Annotated in this window: 17 protein-coding genes; 5 read left to right on the top strand and 12 right to left on the bottom strand. The window is 44.6% G+C overall.

Annotation, left to right across the window (positions count from 1 at the left end):
* The first annotated feature begins 131 nt into the window (after positions 1-131).
* The 3 genes from DN752_RS11880 to DN752_RS11870 all read left to right on the top strand — a co-directional run bounded on the left by DN752_RS11880 (position 132) and on the right by DN752_RS11870 (position 1,410).
* Positions 132-602 (top strand): hypothetical protein, encoded by a 471-nt coding sequence (locus DN752_RS11880; protein ID WP_162633198.1) that lies wholly within the window; start codon positions 132-134, stop codon positions 600-602.
* 15 nt (positions 603-617) lie between these two features.
* A complete protein-coding gene (locus DN752_RS11875) occupies positions 618-950 on the top strand; it encodes a hypothetical protein (RefSeq protein ID WP_112784142.1) in 333 nt (110 codons plus the stop codon).
* A 202-nt stretch (positions 951-1,152) separates the two neighbouring features.
* Complete coding sequence (locus tag DN752_RS11870; RefSeq protein WP_112784141.1) at positions 1,153-1,410, top strand: hypothetical protein; 258 nt, start codon at positions 1,153-1,155, stop codon at positions 1,408-1,410.
* Between the two features lie 71 nt (positions 1,411-1,481).
* On the opposite strand, the gene DN752_RS25345 is transcribed toward DN752_RS11870, so the two are convergent.
* Positions 1,482-1,580 carry a DUF418 domain-containing protein gene (locus tag DN752_RS25345; RefSeq protein WP_112786521.1) on the bottom strand — a complete coding sequence of 33 codons (99 nt, stop codon included), beginning with the start codon at positions 1,578-1,580 and terminating at the stop codon, positions 1,482-1,484.
* Between the two features lie 101 nt (positions 1,581-1,681).
* A complete protein-coding gene (locus DN752_RS11860) occupies positions 1,682-2,347 on the bottom strand; it encodes a class I SAM-dependent methyltransferase (RefSeq protein ID WP_112784140.1) in 666 nt (221 codons plus the stop codon).
* A 911-nt stretch (positions 2,348-3,258) separates the two neighbouring features.
* Here DN752_RS11860 and DN752_RS11855 point away from each other — a divergent pair.
* Positions 3,259-4,257 (top strand): hypothetical protein, encoded by a 999-nt coding sequence (locus tag DN752_RS11855; protein WP_162633197.1) that lies wholly within the window; start codon positions 3,259-3,261, stop codon positions 4,255-4,257.
* Complete coding sequence (locus DN752_RS11850) at positions 4,217-6,517, top strand: hypothetical protein (RefSeq protein ID WP_112784138.1); 2,301 nt, start codon at positions 4,217-4,219, stop codon at positions 6,515-6,517. The genes DN752_RS11855 and DN752_RS11850 overlap by 41 nt, the downstream gene beginning before the upstream one ends.
* Before the next feature lie 937 nt (positions 6,518-7,454).
* On the opposite strand, the gene DN752_RS11845 is transcribed toward DN752_RS11850, so the two are convergent.
* The 10 genes from DN752_RS11845 to DN752_RS11800 form a co-directional block, all read right to left on the bottom strand.
* Positions 7,455-9,254, bottom strand: coding sequence for an acyl-CoA dehydrogenase family protein (locus DN752_RS11845; RefSeq protein WP_112784137.1), 1,800 nt, complete (start codon positions 9,252-9,254; stop codon positions 7,455-7,457).
* A 50-nt stretch (positions 9,255-9,304) separates the two neighbouring features.
* Complete coding sequence (locus DN752_RS11840) at positions 9,305-9,658, bottom strand: four helix bundle protein (protein WP_112784136.1); 354 nt, start codon at positions 9,656-9,658, stop codon at positions 9,305-9,307.
* 151 nt (positions 9,659-9,809) lie between these two features.
* On the bottom strand, positions 9,810-10,985 hold the full coding sequence (locus tag DN752_RS11835; RefSeq protein WP_112784135.1) for a thiolase family protein: 1,176 nt from the start codon (positions 10,983-10,985) through the stop codon (positions 9,810-9,812).
* Between the two features lie 58 nt (positions 10,986-11,043).
* Positions 11,044-11,397, bottom strand: a complete 354-nt coding sequence (locus tag DN752_RS11830) for a four helix bundle protein (RefSeq protein ID WP_112784134.1) — start codon at positions 11,395-11,397, stop codon at positions 11,044-11,046.
* 63 nt (positions 11,398-11,460) lie between these two features.
* Positions 11,461-13,866 carry a 3-hydroxyacyl-CoA dehydrogenase/enoyl-CoA hydratase family protein gene (locus DN752_RS11825; RefSeq protein ID WP_112784133.1) on the bottom strand — a complete coding sequence of 802 codons (2,406 nt, stop codon included), beginning with the start codon at positions 13,864-13,866 and terminating at the stop codon, positions 11,461-11,463.
* A gap of 52 nt (positions 13,867-13,918) precedes the next feature.
* Positions 13,919-14,344, bottom strand: coding sequence for a MarR family winged helix-turn-helix transcriptional regulator (locus tag DN752_RS11820; protein WP_112784132.1), 426 nt, complete (start codon positions 14,342-14,344; stop codon positions 13,919-13,921).
* Positions 14,345-14,614: 270 nt separating this feature from the next.
* Positions 14,615-15,238: an FMN-dependent NADH-azoreductase gene (locus tag DN752_RS11815; RefSeq protein WP_112784131.1), complete on the bottom strand. Its 624-nt coding sequence runs from the start codon at positions 15,236-15,238 to the stop codon at positions 14,615-14,617.
* A 76-nt stretch (positions 15,239-15,314) separates the two neighbouring features.
* Complete coding sequence (locus tag DN752_RS11810) at positions 15,315-15,884, bottom strand: Crp/Fnr family transcriptional regulator (RefSeq protein WP_112784130.1); 570 nt, start codon at positions 15,882-15,884, stop codon at positions 15,315-15,317.
* 51 nt (positions 15,885-15,935) lie between these two features.
* A complete protein-coding gene (locus DN752_RS11805) occupies positions 15,936-16,361 on the bottom strand; it encodes a hypothetical protein (RefSeq protein ID WP_112784129.1) in 426 nt (141 codons plus the stop codon).
* 90 nt (positions 16,362-16,451) lie between these two features.
* Positions 16,452-17,303, bottom strand: a complete 852-nt coding sequence (locus tag DN752_RS11800) for a metallophosphoesterase (protein WP_211324206.1) — start codon at positions 17,301-17,303, stop codon at positions 16,452-16,454.
* Positions 17,304-17,451 lie beyond the last annotated feature (148 nt).

The following is a 17,451-nucleotide window of genomic DNA, read 5'->3' as shown; positions in this document are numbered from 1 at the left end:
AAGGCACAGAACTCCCAGAATGAAATAAGGTTTTTCTGAGATTTCCATGTTTTCTGTGAGCACTTTTTTAATTTTCCTGTTATTACTAGTATCATTGCGGATAATCATAATTGTTTTTAGAAGACAACGACATGAAATTATCCAAAGTAGTTTCTGTACAAGGGAAAATTATAGGCTTACTCCTGCTAGTATTGTCTTGTGGGTATGCCTGTACCTCTGTGCGCCTGATCAGTGAATACGATCCCATTACAGATGAAAAGGTAACGGAACTTGAAGAAAAAGTAGCAACGTATTTTGTCCAGTTGGAGCGAACCATCGGCACCGATGAGGCAGCTTATGAACATTACCAAACATTCTTTGATGAAGCCAAAGTGGACCTGAACACCTTGTCAGTAAGAGCAGCTGCAGTGGATAAAAACCGCATTGTCCAGGAGCAGGTGAAGGAATTGCAAAACATGCTGTCCAACCTTGAGGCTTTGCACAAGATGGGATTTGCATCTGCCGAACAACTGCCTCCATTGAAATCCGCCTTTAACTCAGCCTTTACGGCCATCATCCGACTGCAAATGGCCCTCAAACGTGGAGAAAAGTACGAAAACTGATAAACCCATCCCATTATGCCCGAGATCAACACAGAGGAAATATTCGAAAAAATGGTCACGGCTGCCCAAAGTGTCCTGACCAATCACTGGGAAGAAGCCCAACCTTTTGCAGAAAATGAGCTGAAAGTACTGGCCAACAATATCAAACTCATCGGGGAGCTGAAACTCCAAGGAAAAATCACCGAGGAACAAGCCAAGCACTACTTGGAAATCCAAAAAAGCAGTGCGCGCATCGTTTTACTTACCATCGAAGGCCTGGGCATATTGGCCGTAGAAGGTGCGATCAATGCCGCCTTGGACGTGGTCAAGGCCACGGTCAATACAGCACTGGGTTGGAAATTGATATAAGTCCAACTACCATTTATTTTTTGTATATTCCATAGCCTTAGGTGTAACCCGGAATAGGCATTAGCCTATCTATTGCGGTCTGATCCGCCGCGGCGGACAAAATCAGGCTGTTTTCGATATCACCATAGCGGAGTACTGCTGACAATTCTGTCCGCTAAGATCGTGAGGTAGGTACTTTTTTTAACCAATTAAATGAACGGACATGGGATATATGGGGTTTGGGATGCGCAAAGAGGACTACAAGCGCAAGCCCAGAAAAACACTGGAACTTTACAAAGATGTATATGGCAATGACCATACACTCATCGAGCATGACCAAAATGCCCCTCAACTCACCAAGGATGAAGTCCTCCATAAAAGCCGCGTGCGTAGTTTATTCGAATGGAAAGGGTTTTTGGTCCTAAAGATCGTAGTGCTTTTGGTAATAATGGTGATAATGATTATCGGACTTATAAGTTAATTGTCAAGGCCATTTTTTCTCTCTAGAGTGCGTTAGAGCAGCTTTTCCTATTTTGTAAGAAAGCATATCAGCTAACGTTTTATCCTCATCCATTTTCCGTAACTCAGCACTCTCCACAACCACTCCAGCGGACCATACCTGAAATACTGAAGCCTAAAACATCGATCAATTCAATGCGCGAACGGTCAGAAGTGGGGGTTACCAAGTGGTCTAATTTCATTGGGTGCTCATAAAAAAAACAAAAAGCTCAGTACTCGTACTACAAGAAATCCTATCGAGAAAAACGCATCACGGTAAATTCCCGCTGCACCTCTTCCATGGCTTTGCTCTTGACGGTTTCGGTCACATCGGATTGTTCCAAAGGCACCAGGCCAACCTTTCCCATCAGCTCCATGACATCTTCGTCATCGTAAAAGGTAAAACCATACTGGGCAAAAGGCAGGTTTTCCATAAACTGCTTCTGCGCAAAAGCAATCACCAAACTCCCCTCATCAGCCAATAGCCTCTCCAATTCCTTTGCCGTCTTCACAGGATCTTTCCAAAAATAAATGGTATTGACCGTAAAAATCTTATCGAAAATACCCGACTCAAACGGAGCACTCTCTCCATCATACAAGTGAAAAGCCGTTTTTCCCCTATCAACCCACCGGGCGTTATGCTTCTTGGCTTCAAGGTGCATGAGTTCTGAAACTTCCAGACCGGTATAATGCAGGTTTTCCTGCTCCTCCAAAAGCTGGCTCACATGCATTGCACTCCCATGTCCCAGCTCCAGCACCCTGTCACCACTTTCCAAATGAAGCAGCTCAATGGCCTTTTCAGTCATGGAAATGTTCGACTCATGCATGGTTGCGGCCACATCGATGCCCATCTCCCCTTTTGGGTGGCTCAGCTGGGAAGCAATGGCCTTGAGTTCTTCTTCGGTAAATGACTTTTCCATAGGTGAATAAAGTTAGAAAATAAAGTTGATTATAGCGCATAGCACTAGCCCATAAACCGAGTGCAATACCGTTTAGTTAAGGGCATTTCCCCTTTTTCGTGCAAGGAGTTCTTTTTTATGTTTGATTCTTGTCGCGGAACGTTGATTGTTTTGATGAACTTTATCCTTTTTTATTAAATGACTATCCGTGATTTTGCACGTAGTGGAACAATTACATAATATGATTTCGAAGGTTAAGGAGGTCCCTTGGTGAGACCGGTTTAAGAAAAATGAGCAGGCCGTTAAAAAAATGAATTAGCTCGCGTCGTGGAACAGCGAGATCCATTCATTTTCAGGCCGGAGCATTTTTCTTAAATTAAATTGGGTACCCTATTGCCCTCATAGGAAAGCATGTTCTACCCAATTTAAAGATCTCACCACTGGACTAGATTTTTGGTTCTTTTCATCAATGGAAAAGAACGGGAAAACAATTTATCAATATCAATTAAGTTTGGCTACGTGTATGATTCCGGAGACTCATTTCTTATTATATGCTTTCTTACCAGTAGATTTTATTTCTCACGGAACGCACAGAACACCCAGAATAAGATAAAGCTTTTCTGAGATTTTTGTGGTTTCTGTGAGCACCTATTTAATAAACCCGGAATATGCATTAGCCTATCTGTTGCGAACTTAAACTGCTTCAAAATCAGCCGTTTCACTTTAGTTTTCGGCATAACCGTAGCGGTGCTACGCTAATGCCTCCAAACTAACTGATTTTCTTGCAATTTCAGCTCTCACTACGATTCCTAACGCATAATCCGGATTCAATCAAGAACGGGTTTCTATTTGTCAAAATTAAATCAGGCTTCTTCGTCATATTATAGTTACTTTGTACTTGGTAGGATGAATGGTTCATACCCTTTTTAGCTATGAAAACACGCATTTTTATACTGGTTATGTTTATGGCCTGCTTGGGTGCTTGCCAGCAGACCAAACCGCCTGCTGTCTCCTTTTACTATTGGAAAACAGCCTTTAATTTAAATCACACAGAAGCCAACACCATCAAGGCCAATCAGGTCAAGAAACTCTATGTGAGGTATTTTGATGTGGCGCTAAGTGCCGATGGCCTGCCGTATCCTGTCAGTGAAGTGAACCTCGGCCATTTTCCCGATACATTGGAAATCGTTCCGGTCGTGTATATCAAAAATGAAGTGATGCTATCTTCTAATTTGGATGTGGCCGAACTGGCAAAAAAGATCAGTAGCTATGTCAATTCATTATCAGCCAACAGCCAGCTTTCCTATCAGGAGATCCAGGTTGACTGCGATTGGAGCCTAAAGAGCCGTGACCATTTTATGGCCTTTATCGACGAATTGGGCAAGATCACGGATAAAACCCTGTCTGCCACCATCCGCCTCCACCAAATCAAATACGCCCAAAAGACCAAAGTTCCAAAGGTGGACTATGGCGTGCTGATGTATTACAATATGGGAGAAATCAATGCCAGCAACGCCAGCTCCATCTATGATAAGACCATCGCTGATCTTTATACCTATACTTTGGGGGATTATCCTTTGCCCCTGAAGGTGGCAATGCCGATATTTGGTTGGGGAATCCATCTCCGAAATGGCCAGGTCGTGGGACTTAGGCCAAAAGTGACCGCCTCAGCACTAACAATGGATGCTGGCTTTGCTGCCCTCAAGCCCAATTTCTTTGAAGTAAAAAAAGACATGCTGCGCAATGGAACCTATTACCGGAAAGGTGATGTACTGAAAATCGAAGCCGTATCCCAAGGGCAATTACTGGAGATGGCCGAGGATCTGGGGAATTATATGAAGGTGGACGAAATTATTTTTTATGACCTTGACTCACTGAACTTAAGAAACTATGAAAAAGATATCTTTGCCCAAGTTAGGGCTGCTTTTTAGCGGCAGTTTGCTGTTGACTTATTTGGTGGTGAAAGCCTGCGGTGGCTATTATGACATCCTTGCCTCCAATTTTACCCCCGAAATCTACGTGGACAAAAGCTACGAACCATTGCTACTGGAAGAAAATTTCTTCTTTTATGATGGTATGGACAATGCACATAATGGTCGATTTAACGATAAAATCGTCAAAGATTGGTCGGAGTATCTGGACTCATCAGTTCCCGATTTTGCAGTAGATTCCTTGTTGCTGCAGGCAGATGCTACACTTATCAGTGACCTCAATCATGCTGAACGTACCACGCCTTCTGGTTTACCTTCTTGGATAAAATCAATCGACCTAACAAGTCAAAAAACTAAGGATTTTCTTACTTTTTTGACATTGGCCAAGCAGGTAGAAACGGCCTCACTCAATAGCGGGTATAGCTACTGGGAACCTAAGGAAACCCACCCATTGACAGATGGAGAATTATTTCAGCAACTCCAAAAGCAATATGAAAATGCTACGGATGAGTTTTTGAAACAGCGATATTGGTTTCAGGTGATGAAAGCCTATTTCTACAGTGCTTCTGACCAAGAAAAAGTGATTGCCTTCTTCGACAAAACCGCTGCGTCCATGCCCAAAAACACCCTATATTACAGGGCATTGGCCTACAAGGCAGGCGTCTATTACCGCCAAAAGGCCTTCAGCCAATCCAACCTGTATTATGCCCAAGTGTTTAATGAATGCGCTTCCCTCCAAAAGGTAGCGATCTTCAGTTACCATCCGCAGGATTCAGTGGTTTTTGCACAGGAAACGCTACCGCTCGCCAAATCCCCAGCGGAAAAAACCACGCTTTGGGCGCTGCAGGGCTATTATACCAATGAAGCAGAAGCGATCCGCCATATTTTTGCATTGGACCCTACGAGTTCCCACCTCAACTTCCTGCTCACCAGGCTGATCAATCACCAAGAACGCTATATCAAAGACCCCAACTACAAGACGGAAAGCTATCGCGGTTACGCGGATTTTGATGAGTATAAAAAACAGCAACACGAAGAACTTAACAGCGGTGCACTGGATTTGGTGGCCGACATTGCCCAATCAGGGAAGACGAAGAACCCCTTTCTCTGGAACATTTCCCATGGGTATTTGCTGACGTTAAATGATCGATTTGACGACGCTGAAAGAGCTTTTGAGAAAGCCGAAGATCATTTGCCCAAGACGCAGCTGGCCCAAAACCAATTGCGCCTATTACGGCTGATCAACCAGCTCAACATGCTGGAAAACCCCGTTGCAGATCAGTTGGATGCCTTGGTAGCTGAGCTAAACTGGCTTTATTTCGAGCTGCCAGGTCAAAAATATCCCAATAGCGATGTCTTCCGCTATGAAAATGCCCAATCTTGGAGTAAAAAATACCTTTCGATGCTCTTTGCCAAAGGGGAAAATAGGCTTATGAGTGAATTGTTTTCGAACAGTTATGCAGGGTATTTTTATGGGTATGATAACCAGTCCATCTTTTTTGACCAAGCGAAGAATACGGAAAAACTGAAGCAATTTCTCCTCTCCGATACCCATACAGGAATAGAACAAATTGGTGAAAAGCTCTATCCGATCACGCTAAATGACGTCTATTATTATGAAACCATCAAGGCGCTCTTTGCCAATCGCATCGATGAAGCCTTGCAGATTTATGAACAACAGAAGTTTGGAAAGCTGTTCCCTGCCAACCCGTTCAATGCCCATATTTGGGATAATCACGATGCTGAACATGCTCTGGGGAAGAGCTATCCCATGGGCAAATTCCTGAAAACGGTAAAGTTGATGCAGGAAAAACTGGCCAAGCAGGAAGAAGTCTATCAGAACAGCCTTTTGCTGGGTAATGCCTTTTATAATATCACGCACTTTGGCAATGTGCGGGCATATCAATCCGATATTGTAGGTTATTCCTACAGTCCGTATGGTTTCAGCCCCACCCAGCGCCGCATGATCACCGATTGCTCAAAAGCCTACATGTATTACCAAAAAGCGTTCGATGCGGCCACCACCCGTGAACAGAAAGCCAAATGCACGTACATGATGGCAAAGTGTGAAAGAAATGCCTACTACTACGAAAAGAACTACAGCAAATACGCCAACGAATGGTCCGAAGAGGATGACGATGTAGATTTTATCGCCTGGGAAGGTTTCCAAAAATTACACAACGAATACTCAGACACCCAATATTACCAAGAGGTGATCGAGGAATGCGGGTATTTCAGAACGTATGTGGAGAGGGAATAACGCTAGCTTATGTTAGATGGGGATTTGCAATCCCCATTATTCTTGGTTCGGGATTACAAATACCGAACAGCGGTATTTTGATGAAAATTACATTTTTCATAAGCCAATTTGATGTTGGCGCCAAAGATATGATCCGTACCTACGGCACTTGGTGCAATGCTGGTTCTTAACCTCATCAGCAGGCTAAAACCTGCTGCTTCTATATCATCCTCCGCCAAGGGCGGATTAGATAACGGACATTAGAAAATTCGCCTCCACAACTGAAAGTTCATAACAAAACCGTTCTATGGATATTAAATCTGGTCATCAGCAACTACCTCAAGTGCCAGCGGCACGAACTATACAGTAACCCATGGATTTATCCGTGGGTGCATAAAAATCACCTCAAAATCCCGCAAGTGCCGTAGGTACGATCCATGTTCTGACAAATGCTATAAACCTCAGTTCGATTATAAAACCGTCACTGCGAGGCTTAGAGGAAGATTTGAGTGGTGGAAGCCGTGGCAGTCTCAGTATTTGGGGATTGCCACACCCTTTTCCAACCCACATCCTCCTAAAAAGGGTTCGCTATGACGGTTTTAATATGTAAAATAAGTCGAGCTCAGGTTATAAGATAAGAAGTAACTTACCTACTGAAAGCTAAACCCTACTGCTCATATAAATCCACCGCCAAGGAAAAATTGGTTAAAGACTACTAAAAACTTTGGACTCCAGTATCGTACGTCATTAACAAAACCGTTCCGTAGGTAATGGATTCCGTCCCTAGCAATTACATCAAGTGCCAGCGGCACGAACTATACAGTAACCCATGGATTTATCCGTGGGTCATAAAAACCACCTCAAAATCCGCAAGTGCCGTAGGTACGACTGATATACCACAAGTGCCCTCCCGCCGAGAGAGTTGATCTGGGCGGGAGGGCACTTGTGGACTGGTACTTTAATCGAAGTACGGATACTTCCCTTTCTCGATCATGTGATCGGCGATTTGTCTTCTTAGGGCTTTGGTGTTTACAGGATCTGCCTTGGTGAAGCGCTTTAGGCCCATCAGCATCACTTTCTGCTCATCTCCTGAGGTGAACGAAGCGATCGCCTCTTTGCCCGCTGCTTGGATGATATCCACTGCTTCAGAAAGGTACACTTGGACCATGGCTACTTGTTGCTTACAGGCCTCCTCTCCCTGAAGTCCCGCCAGTTTTTCGGTGCGTAGCAAAGCAGATTCTGCCGCATAGATTTCGATCATGATATCGGCCAAGTTCATCATTACCTCTTGCTCCTCTTCGATTTTTGGACCGAAGGCCATCGCTGCCTTTCCGCCAATCATCAGGAACACCTTCTTCAGCTTCTTCAGCAGCTCTTTTTCCCCTGCAAAAAGCTGCGAGGTGTCCACCGTGTCAAAAGATGGAACGGCCGTAAGCTCACCCGCCACCGCCTTGGCAGGCTCAAAAAGGTTGATTTCTCCTTTCATCGCCCGTTTTAGCAGCATCCCGATCATGAGCATGCGGTTGATTTCATTGGTTCCTTCATAGATGCGTGATATCCGTGCATCCCGATAAGCGCGCTCCATCGGCGCATCTGCGGAATAGCCCATGCCGCCATAGATCTGCACTCCTTGATCCACCACATAATCCAGCACCTCTGATCCATGAATCTTCGCAATGGCACATTCCATCGCAAACTGCTCCACGCCTTTTAGCTTGGCTTGGTTGACCTCCATTCCTTCTGCGATAAGTGCATCTATTCGGTCTTCGATGTCTTGACCAAGACGATAACAAAGGGATTCGCTGACATACGTCTTCACCGCCATTTCGGCCAATTTGGACTTCATGGCCCCAAAAGTATTGATGCTTACGCCAAATTGCTTACGCTCCGCGGAATAGCCCAAGGCATTTTTGATCACCTGCCTGCAGCCTCCCAGCACGCCAGCTCCTAGCTTCACACGACCGATATTGAGAATATTGACAGCGATCTTAAACCCGTTTTGGCGATCGGAAAGCATGTTTGCTATTGGCACCTTGCAATCATTAAAAAACACCTGCCGGGTAGATGAACCTTTGATGCCCATCTTCTTTTCCTCTTCGTTCATGGTAATCCCTCCAAAATCCTTCTCCACAATAAAAGCCGTCAGGTTCTTGTCATCCTCGATCTTGGCAAAGACAATAAACAAATCGGCAAAGCCACCATTGGAAATCCACATCTTCTGACCATTGAGCAAGTAATGTTTGCCATCTTCGGTGAGCGTGGCTTTGGCCTTGCCGCTATTGGCATCTGATCCGGCATCCGGTTCGGTGAGGCAGTAGCATGCGGCCCATTCACCAGTGGCCAATTTTGGTAGGTACTGTTGCTTTTGCTCCTCGGTACCATAAAACAAAATCGGCAAGGTCCCGATCCCAGTGTGTGCACCATAGGTAGTCGAAAAAGAACCCGCAGCACCGATAATGTCTGCAATCAGCATGGACGTATTAAAACTCATGCCCAAGCCTTGGAATTCTTCTGGTACAGAAATGCCCAGCAGTCCCAGTTCACCGGCTTTTTTCAATATTCCCGGTACCAAATCAGGATTTTTCATGCTATCGATTTCCTCCGCCTTCGGCAAAATCTCCGTATCGATAAAATCCTGACACGCCTGCGCCATCATGCGCTGCTCCTCGGAGAAATCTGCAGGAATGAAAATGTCCTTCGCATCCGTCTCCCTAATAAGGAACTCTCCACCGTTGATTGTATTGTTTTTTGTTGTCATGTCTTTAGATTTTAGATATGAGAATTGAGATATGAGATTAAAAAGCTCTATCAGGCTGAAAATTTGTTGATCAATGAAAAAGTCATTTTTTGTAACTCATCTATTTCTCTCGCAAAATATTCAGCATCAACACCCTTAATAAAACCAAGTTCATTTGAAATGATTATTTGAGTTTCCAGTTCACACAATGAACCATAAGAAATACTCAAAAACCTAGAAAATTCCTTATCCGTATTTCTGCCTGATCCTTCAGCAATATTCGATGGAATAGAAACGGCAGACCTCCGCATTTGCGAAATCAAACCAAATTTTTCTTCCACTGGCAACCCCATCGTTACGCTATAAATCTTAACTGCCAGTTTTATTGATCGTTTCCAAACATTCAATTCTTTATAATTATTCATAAACAGGTTATTTAAGTCCTACTAATTCCGTTGCATTCCTCAAAACTAAATTCTACCTAATATTTTATTGGTTAATAACGAAAATTTGTCTCACGTCTCAAGACTCAAGACTCATTACTCCAATCTCAAGACTCACTATCCCAACTCAAAATTACTTCAGCAACTCCACCACTCCGGCTACGCCTTGGCCGCCTCCGACGCAGGCGGTGACCATGCCGTATTTTTGATTTCTTCGGCGTAGTTCATTGATCATTTGGATGGTGAGCTTGGCTCCTGTGCAGCCCAGTGGATGACCAAGTGCTACGGCACCACCATTTACATTGACGATTTCGTGGTTCATGTCGAGTTCGCGGATCACGGCAAGTGCCTGCGCGGCGAAGGCCTCATTCAGCTCTACCAAACTGATATCGTTCATTTTCATTCCTGCCTGCTTCAATGCTTTTGGCACGGCTTCTTTCGGGCCGATGCCCATGATGCGAGGATCCACACCCGCCACGGCATAGCTCACCAGTCGAGCCACTGGCTCCAAATTGAGCTCTTTGACCATCCGCTCGGACATCACCAAGGTAAAGGCCGCACCATCCGATGTCTGCGAGGAATTGCCTGCAGTGACTTGTCCTCCTTGCTTGAAGGCTGGTTTTAGGCCTCCCAACACATCCATGCTCGTTCCTGGCCGCGGACCTTCGTCAGTATCCACGGTAAAGGATCTCGTCTGCCGTTTGCCTGATTCGTCCACATAGGTTTCCTCCACTTGGATCGGAACTATTTCGTCCTTAAACCTTCCTTCTTTGATGGCGCTGATGGCACGCTCGTGAGAAGTCACGGCAAACTGATCCGCATCTTCCCGGGAGATATTGTAGTCTTTGGCCAATTCCTCAGCGGTCAGCCCCATGCTGAGGTAATAGTCGGGATGTTCAGAAGCGATTTTCCAGTTGAGCGCTGTCTTGTAACCCATCATCGGTACCATGGACATGGACTCGGTACCTCCTGCGATGATACAGTCCGCCATACCAGATTTGATCTTTGCCGTGGCCAGGGCGATGGCCTCCAAGCCAGAACCACAATATCGGTTGACGATAAATCCCGGCACCACCTTGCCCAATGCCATCAGGGAAATCATCCTTCCCATCTGCATTCCCTGCTCTGCTTCCGGCACGGCATTGCCCACGATCAGGTCATCCACCATGTCGGGCTCCAGGCCAGGTGTATCGGCGATCAACTCTTTGATCACATCCACGGCCAGATCATCCGGCCTATAAAAGCGGAATCCACCTTTCTTGGCTTTTCCCACTGCTGTTCTATATCCATTGATTATGTAAGCTTCCATATCGTTTTCGTTTAATAGTTTGTCTGTTGTTAAAGAACCAAGAGGAAAGAAAAAAGAGTCAAGACTCGACTTTGGATTTCAGACCGTTAATCATGCGTTGAATCTCTACTAAATCTTCATGCAGTGAACTTGATTTTTCTTCATCCAGCAATCCTACACGTTTGCTTATTTCCAGTTGTGTTTCGAGTTCGTAGCTTTCACCCAAGCTTATTTCCAATGAATTGCTAAAAGCTTTACCAGAGGATTTCGCACTTCCTTCAGCAATGTTGGAAGGGACAGAAACTCGCGCCCTTCTCATTTGCGAAACCATTCCAAATTTCTCCTCTTTTGGAAACTCTTTTGTTTCGAGATAGATTTTAACAGCAAAGTCAACTGACTTTTGCCACACTTTAAGGTTTCTGAAATTATGCATGGTTTATGGTTTTAGGTCTCTTTGTTCTTTACTCTTTTTTCTTGTCTCTTTCTTTTATCTATTCTAATTTCTAAGTGGTTTTCCCTTGAAAAGGATGCTTTGGATGCGCTCAAGGGTTTTTTTCTCTCCGGTAAGGCTGAGGAAGGCTTCCCTTTCCAGGTCCAGTAGATACTGTTCGCTGACTTCATTGGCTTGTGACAGGTCTCCGCCGCTCATGACCCAAGCGAGTTTTCTGGCAATCTTCGCATCGTGGTCAGAAATATAGGAGCCATATTGCATCCCCGTGATCCCAGCTTCGAACAAGGCCAGGGAGGTTTTGCCCAGTACTTTAATATTGGTTTGCTGTACGGGTTGGGTGTAGCCTTCATCGTACAGTTCGATGACTTTGTCTTTGGCTTCTGCAAATTGCCGCTTGCGGTTAAGGGTGATGCCATCTTTGGCCTGAAGGTAACCGAGGCCACGAGCTTCTTCAGCAGAAGTGGATACTTTTGCCATGGCGATGTTCATAAAGTATTCTTGCAATCTATTCACTTCCACATCACCACTGTGGATGGCATTGGAAAAACGAAGGGTCATTTCCTTGGTGCCTCCTCCAGCAGGGATCACCCCAACGCCAAACTCCACCAAGCCCATATACAGCTCGGCATGTGCTTGTACGGCATCGGCATGCAGGGACATCTCGCAGCCGCCGCCCAAAGCCATATTGTGCGGAGCCACGACCACCGGAACACTGCTGTAGCGCACACGCATCATGGTCTTCTGGAATTGGGCAATCATCAGATTGATCTCATCATATTCCTGATCTCCGGCAAACATAAACAACATGGCCAGATTGGCGCCAGCAGAAAAATTGGGGCCTTCATTTCCGATCACCAAGCCTTTATAATCCTTCTCTGCCATGGTAATGGCTGTATTGATGCCTTCGATCACCTCTTGACCGAGGGAATTCATTTTGGTGTGGAATTCCAAACCGATCACATCATCACCCAAATCATAAATGGTGGCACCGGCATTATCCCAGATTTTTTTGTTGGCAGCTTTGAGCGTGTCCAAGAGGATAAATTCCTGCTGACCTGGAATGTCCTTGTAGGATTTGGAAGGGATATCATAATACTGGCGATGGCCATTTTCGACACGATAGAAGCTGTCATTTCCGGCCTCCAACATTTCGTACACCCAATCGGCAGGCTTCTGGTCAGCATCCTCCATTTTCTGGACCGTATCCTTTACACCTAGGATATCCCAATTTTCGAATGGTCCATATTCCCATCCAAATCCTGCACAAACGGCCTGATCGATGCGGTACAATTCATCCGAAATCTCCGGAATACGTAACGAGCAATAACGGAATAGGTCGTAAAAGGTCGCCCGATAAAACTCGCCCGCCTCGTCATCAAAGTTCACCAAAAATTTGATCCGCTTCTTCAGGTCATTGATTTCCTTTGACGCTTCCAGGGCCTTGAATTTGGGCTTTTCGGCGGGTTTATATTCGTGCGTCTGGAGATCGATTTCTTTCAGCTCTTTGCTGCCATCCTTGTGGCGGATCATATGGAAGAACCCTTGACCCGTTTTATCTCCCAACCATTCTTTGTCGGAGAGGAATTGGACTGTTTTTGGTAGCTTAAACTGGTCTTTGGATTCATCTTTTTGTAGGGCCTTGCTGAGGTTATTGGCCACATTGACCATGGTGTCCAGTCCCACCACATCCATGGTGCGGAAGGTGGCAGATTTGGCACGACCGATGACCGTGCCGGTCAGCTTATCCACTTCCGAAACACCCATTTTCATCTCTTCGATGATGTGCATGCTGGACATCATCGCATAGACTCCGATACGATTGGCGATAAATGCTGGTGTATCCTTGCACAGCACGGTTTCTTTACCGAGAAAACGGTCCCCATATTCCATCAGAAAATCGATGATAGCAGGATCGGTTTTGGGGCCAGGGATAATTTCCAATAACCTCAAATAGCGCGGGGGATTAAAAAAGTGTGTCCCGCAGAAATGGGTCTGGAAGTCTTCACTCCTGCCTTCGCACAGCATCTGCATCGGAATGCCAGAGGTATTGGAAGTGATCAGGGTTCCCTGCTTACGGTGCAGTTCTACTTTTTCATACAGCGACTGCTTGATGTCCAATCGCTCCACGACCACTTCGATCACCCAGTCGTACTGGTTGATCTTGGGAAGGTCATCTTCAAAATTACCGGTCTGGATACGGTCGGTAAAGTCCTTGTCATAGATGGGAGAAGGCTTGGACTTAAGTGTCTTTTGCAGGGCATCGTTCACCGGTCTGTTTCGGACAGCTTTGTCCTCCAGTGTCAGTCCCTTTTTACTTTCGGCTTCAGTGGGTTCTTTGGGCAAAATATCCAGCAAAAGTACCTTCACGCCGATATTGGCAAAGTGACAGGCAATCCTGGATCCCATTACTCCTGAACCTAAAATGGCTACTTTTTGAATGGCTCTCTTCATAGGTTAAAATGATTTTTAGATGGATCCGCCGTAGCGGAACTATATGGTCAGTTTATTGATGCTCGATTACTTGGTTGATCTTTTCAAAAACCCGAAAGAATATTTCCATTTCCCTTTTGGTGACCACATCCCGGATGGCGTGGTTAAATGCTTGAATGGTTTCGATGGATTTTTCCTTTTTCCGCTTGCCCTCAGGGGACAGAAAAATACGGACCGATCGCTTGTCATCAGGATCAGGCCTGCGGCAAATCAGGCCTCGCTCCTCCATGGATTTTAGCATGCGGGTAATGCTCCTTGACTCCAGCCCCATCAGCGGGGCTATCTTGGTGGCAGGAGTGCCTTCATGCGAATTGATATTGATAAGTACAAACCCGATGGAGGTGGTAAATCCCTCTTCGACTGCCTTCTGGTTGTACATGCGCGAGATGGCATGCCAGGCAGATTTGATGTGGAAATCTACGGTTTCTTCAGGTTTCATTGTCTCAGTTCATTGCTGTATTAGCATAACGTAATATACTAATAATTTTGTATGCATGCATACTATTTTTGGTTAAAAAAATTGGAGAACCTTTGGGTTTAAAGGATGGAACGTTAGGAGGTTATAAGACTGTAAAATAGGAAAGTAATGGTCGGAATTTGAAATATCGAAAGCACAAAAGTAACCTTTGGAATCCATCGTTCGCTTTCCACTTGCCTTGAAAAGGCTGGCCAATAATACTCATCGCCAGTCTTCCCAAAACGAGTAAGGCTAGATTGCCTTGATTTTCTGATAAATCGCCAGTTTGGATTTTTCAAATCGATCACCTCCAAATTCTTCATTATCCAAGGAAATAACGCTAGCATTCTTTACTCCCATCATTCCAAAAATAAATTTCAAATAGGTCGTTTGATAATTCATGTGCCCATTCTTTTCCCCTTCACCATAGCCGGTGTCACCTCTGCTGGAAAGAATGAACAATTGCTTGTTTTTCAACAAGCCCACGTAGTCTCCATCTGGCTGCCCCGAACGGAATTTCCACGTTTCGTTGATCCTCATGACCTGATCAATATAGGCTTTCAGCCCGCTTGGAATAGACCAATTGTACATGGGAGTGGCGATTACGTAGACATCGTGGCCTTTTAGTTCTTTTATCAGCTCATTGCTGAAAGCCACTCCTTTTTGGTTTTCGCTATTTCTTGCTTCAGGATCGATGAAAGCACTGGCTATCCAGCCTTCATCCACTGGGGGAATTTCACTTAGCCCTACTTCTCTGTTGGTAAAGGAATCAGCTGGATTTTTTTCTTGCCAATTTTCCATGAACAATCGCGCCAGCTTACGGCTATGTGATCTTTCATTCCTGACGCTAGCGTTAATGATCAATACCTTTTTCATATGATTTTTGCAGTTAGTTTACCCTACAAAAATCCCCATCAGGTGCCACAAAAAAATTGACCTAGTTCAATCAGTATTACTTTCTTTTTCTTATGCGGCTGATAAATTCCGGTGTTACACCCAAGTAAGAAGCTATCAGGTATTGGGGTACTTTGGCCGATATTTTTGGATATTTCTCTATGAAATCAATATAGTTCTGTTCAGCATTACTTGAATTGCTGGTGATAATGCGCTGCTGTAAACTCCCCACATAGCTCTCCAGAATACTTCTAAAATAGGTCTCTAAGGTTGGAATGCGTTGCAGCATTTCCTGAAAAGAATCACGGTGAATTTGTAATAACAAGGTATCTTCCAATGCTTGAATAGTGTAAATGGAAGGTGTTTGTTTTTGAAAACTCAAGATGTCTGTCGCCCACCAATCGTCAATGGCAAAGTACAAAATCTCCTCATTGCCCTTATCTGAAATATAAAATGCCTTAAGTGCGCCGGTGACCACGTAGTTATCACTTTTGGACACCTCTCCATTTCTCAGCAGATAGTCTCCCTTCAGAAGTGTCTTCTCCGTCCAGAAGGTGCGAAAAAGATCAATCTCATCGGGACTGAGTGTGACGTATTTTGCTATGTTTTTGAGCAGTTGATCATTCATGCCGACGCTATTAGGTTAAGCTGTGTAATCCATCCTGAACTCCTGTGTGACTCACGACCCATATTTTTTCAGGTTTCCAGTCCTAAAGGCCGTGTAAGCCAAAAGCACGAGTAAAACTAATTGGACCACCACCATTGCTGTGGCAAAATTGACCAGGGATTCACCTTGAAGCACACCGCCCATGATCAAGCCGCCACGTGTGGTAAACAGGAACAGAAAAATGGAAGCAATCATCAAGATCAAATTGGCAGGTCCGCTACTAAAGGCCATGGCCATCACTTTTACCAAATACACCAAAAAGAAACAGGTCACGGCAAAGGGCCACAAAAAATAAAGACTGCTCATCGCAAAGTAAGAGTCAAACACTTGCAGGTCAAACTGTGTATCTGGCTGAAAGCCTTCCCAGCCAAAATGAAATAGGTGCAGTACAATCACAAGGACCAATGTCCCGGCCAACCAGTATATTTCTTTCTTCATGGTATCGCTTAGGTTTACTTCGAAAATTAGTCCATTATTAGCGATTCCAAAAGACAAGAGTAAAATAAAGTCGATACGCTATTTTACAGGTCACCCCGGATTAGCACTCTCCAACCGAAAGAGGGTAATTTCTGGCCTGACATTGAAGCGAATTTGCCATAAGTGGCCTAGTGCTCTGTTAATGTATAACCTGCGCCCATCACCCAGCTCTATTTGCCCTGAAGAATACTGTTTATTCTCCACTGGTAATAAAGGTGGTGGCAAAAACGGTGGTTTGCACTGACCACCATGCGTATGGCCAGAAAGAATCCATCCTCTATAGCCATTCCATACGTCTAAATCACAAACATCTGGATTATGGCACAGCACCAAATTGGCCATTTGGTCATCTATCTTTCCCATCAAATCTGACGGACCAAAATTAAGTCCCCAATAATCATCCAAACCTATTATGTTTAAACCATTGAATGTTTGTTGTTCATTGCTTAATACCTCTATCCCTGAATTTGAAAGTACTTTTGTTACTGTATCGGCTACATGCTGCTCTGACCAGTTTTTGCCATAATCATGGTTTCCCAAAATCCCCACTGTACCAAATCGCCCCTTTACTACAAATTTCATCACTTCAGCTAACTGTCGAAACTGTTCCTCACCTTCGTAAGTTATATAGTCACCAGTATACACCACAAAATCAGGATCATACTGTTGAGCTTTCTGAAATGAATCAATGATGTAACGGTAATCAAATCGGTTTCCTACATGAATATCACTGATTTGCATCACCGTTTTTCCTATAAGGCTTTCCGGCAAATTGGCAACAGGCATGCTCCTATGCACAAATTCCAACCAAAATGGCTCCAACTTATACGCATAGCCAGTAGTCAGCGCACCAACGCCCATACTCCCCAGAGCTATGTTTCTAATGAATTTTCTTCTTCTCACCTCTTTATACCAATCACGCTAACTTACCTTTTCTCTTTACTATATTTAACCCGGAATATGCATTAGCCTATCTGTTGCGACCTTAAACTGCTTTAAAATCAGCCGTTTCACTTTAGTTTTCGGCATAACCGTAGCGGTGCTACGCTAA

Source organism: Echinicola strongylocentroti, from assembly GCF_003260975.1.
GTDB lineage: Bacteria > Bacteroidota > Bacteroidia > Cytophagales > Cyclobacteriaceae > Echinicola > Echinicola strongylocentroti.
This window is presented reverse-complemented; position numbering and strand designations above follow the sequence as displayed.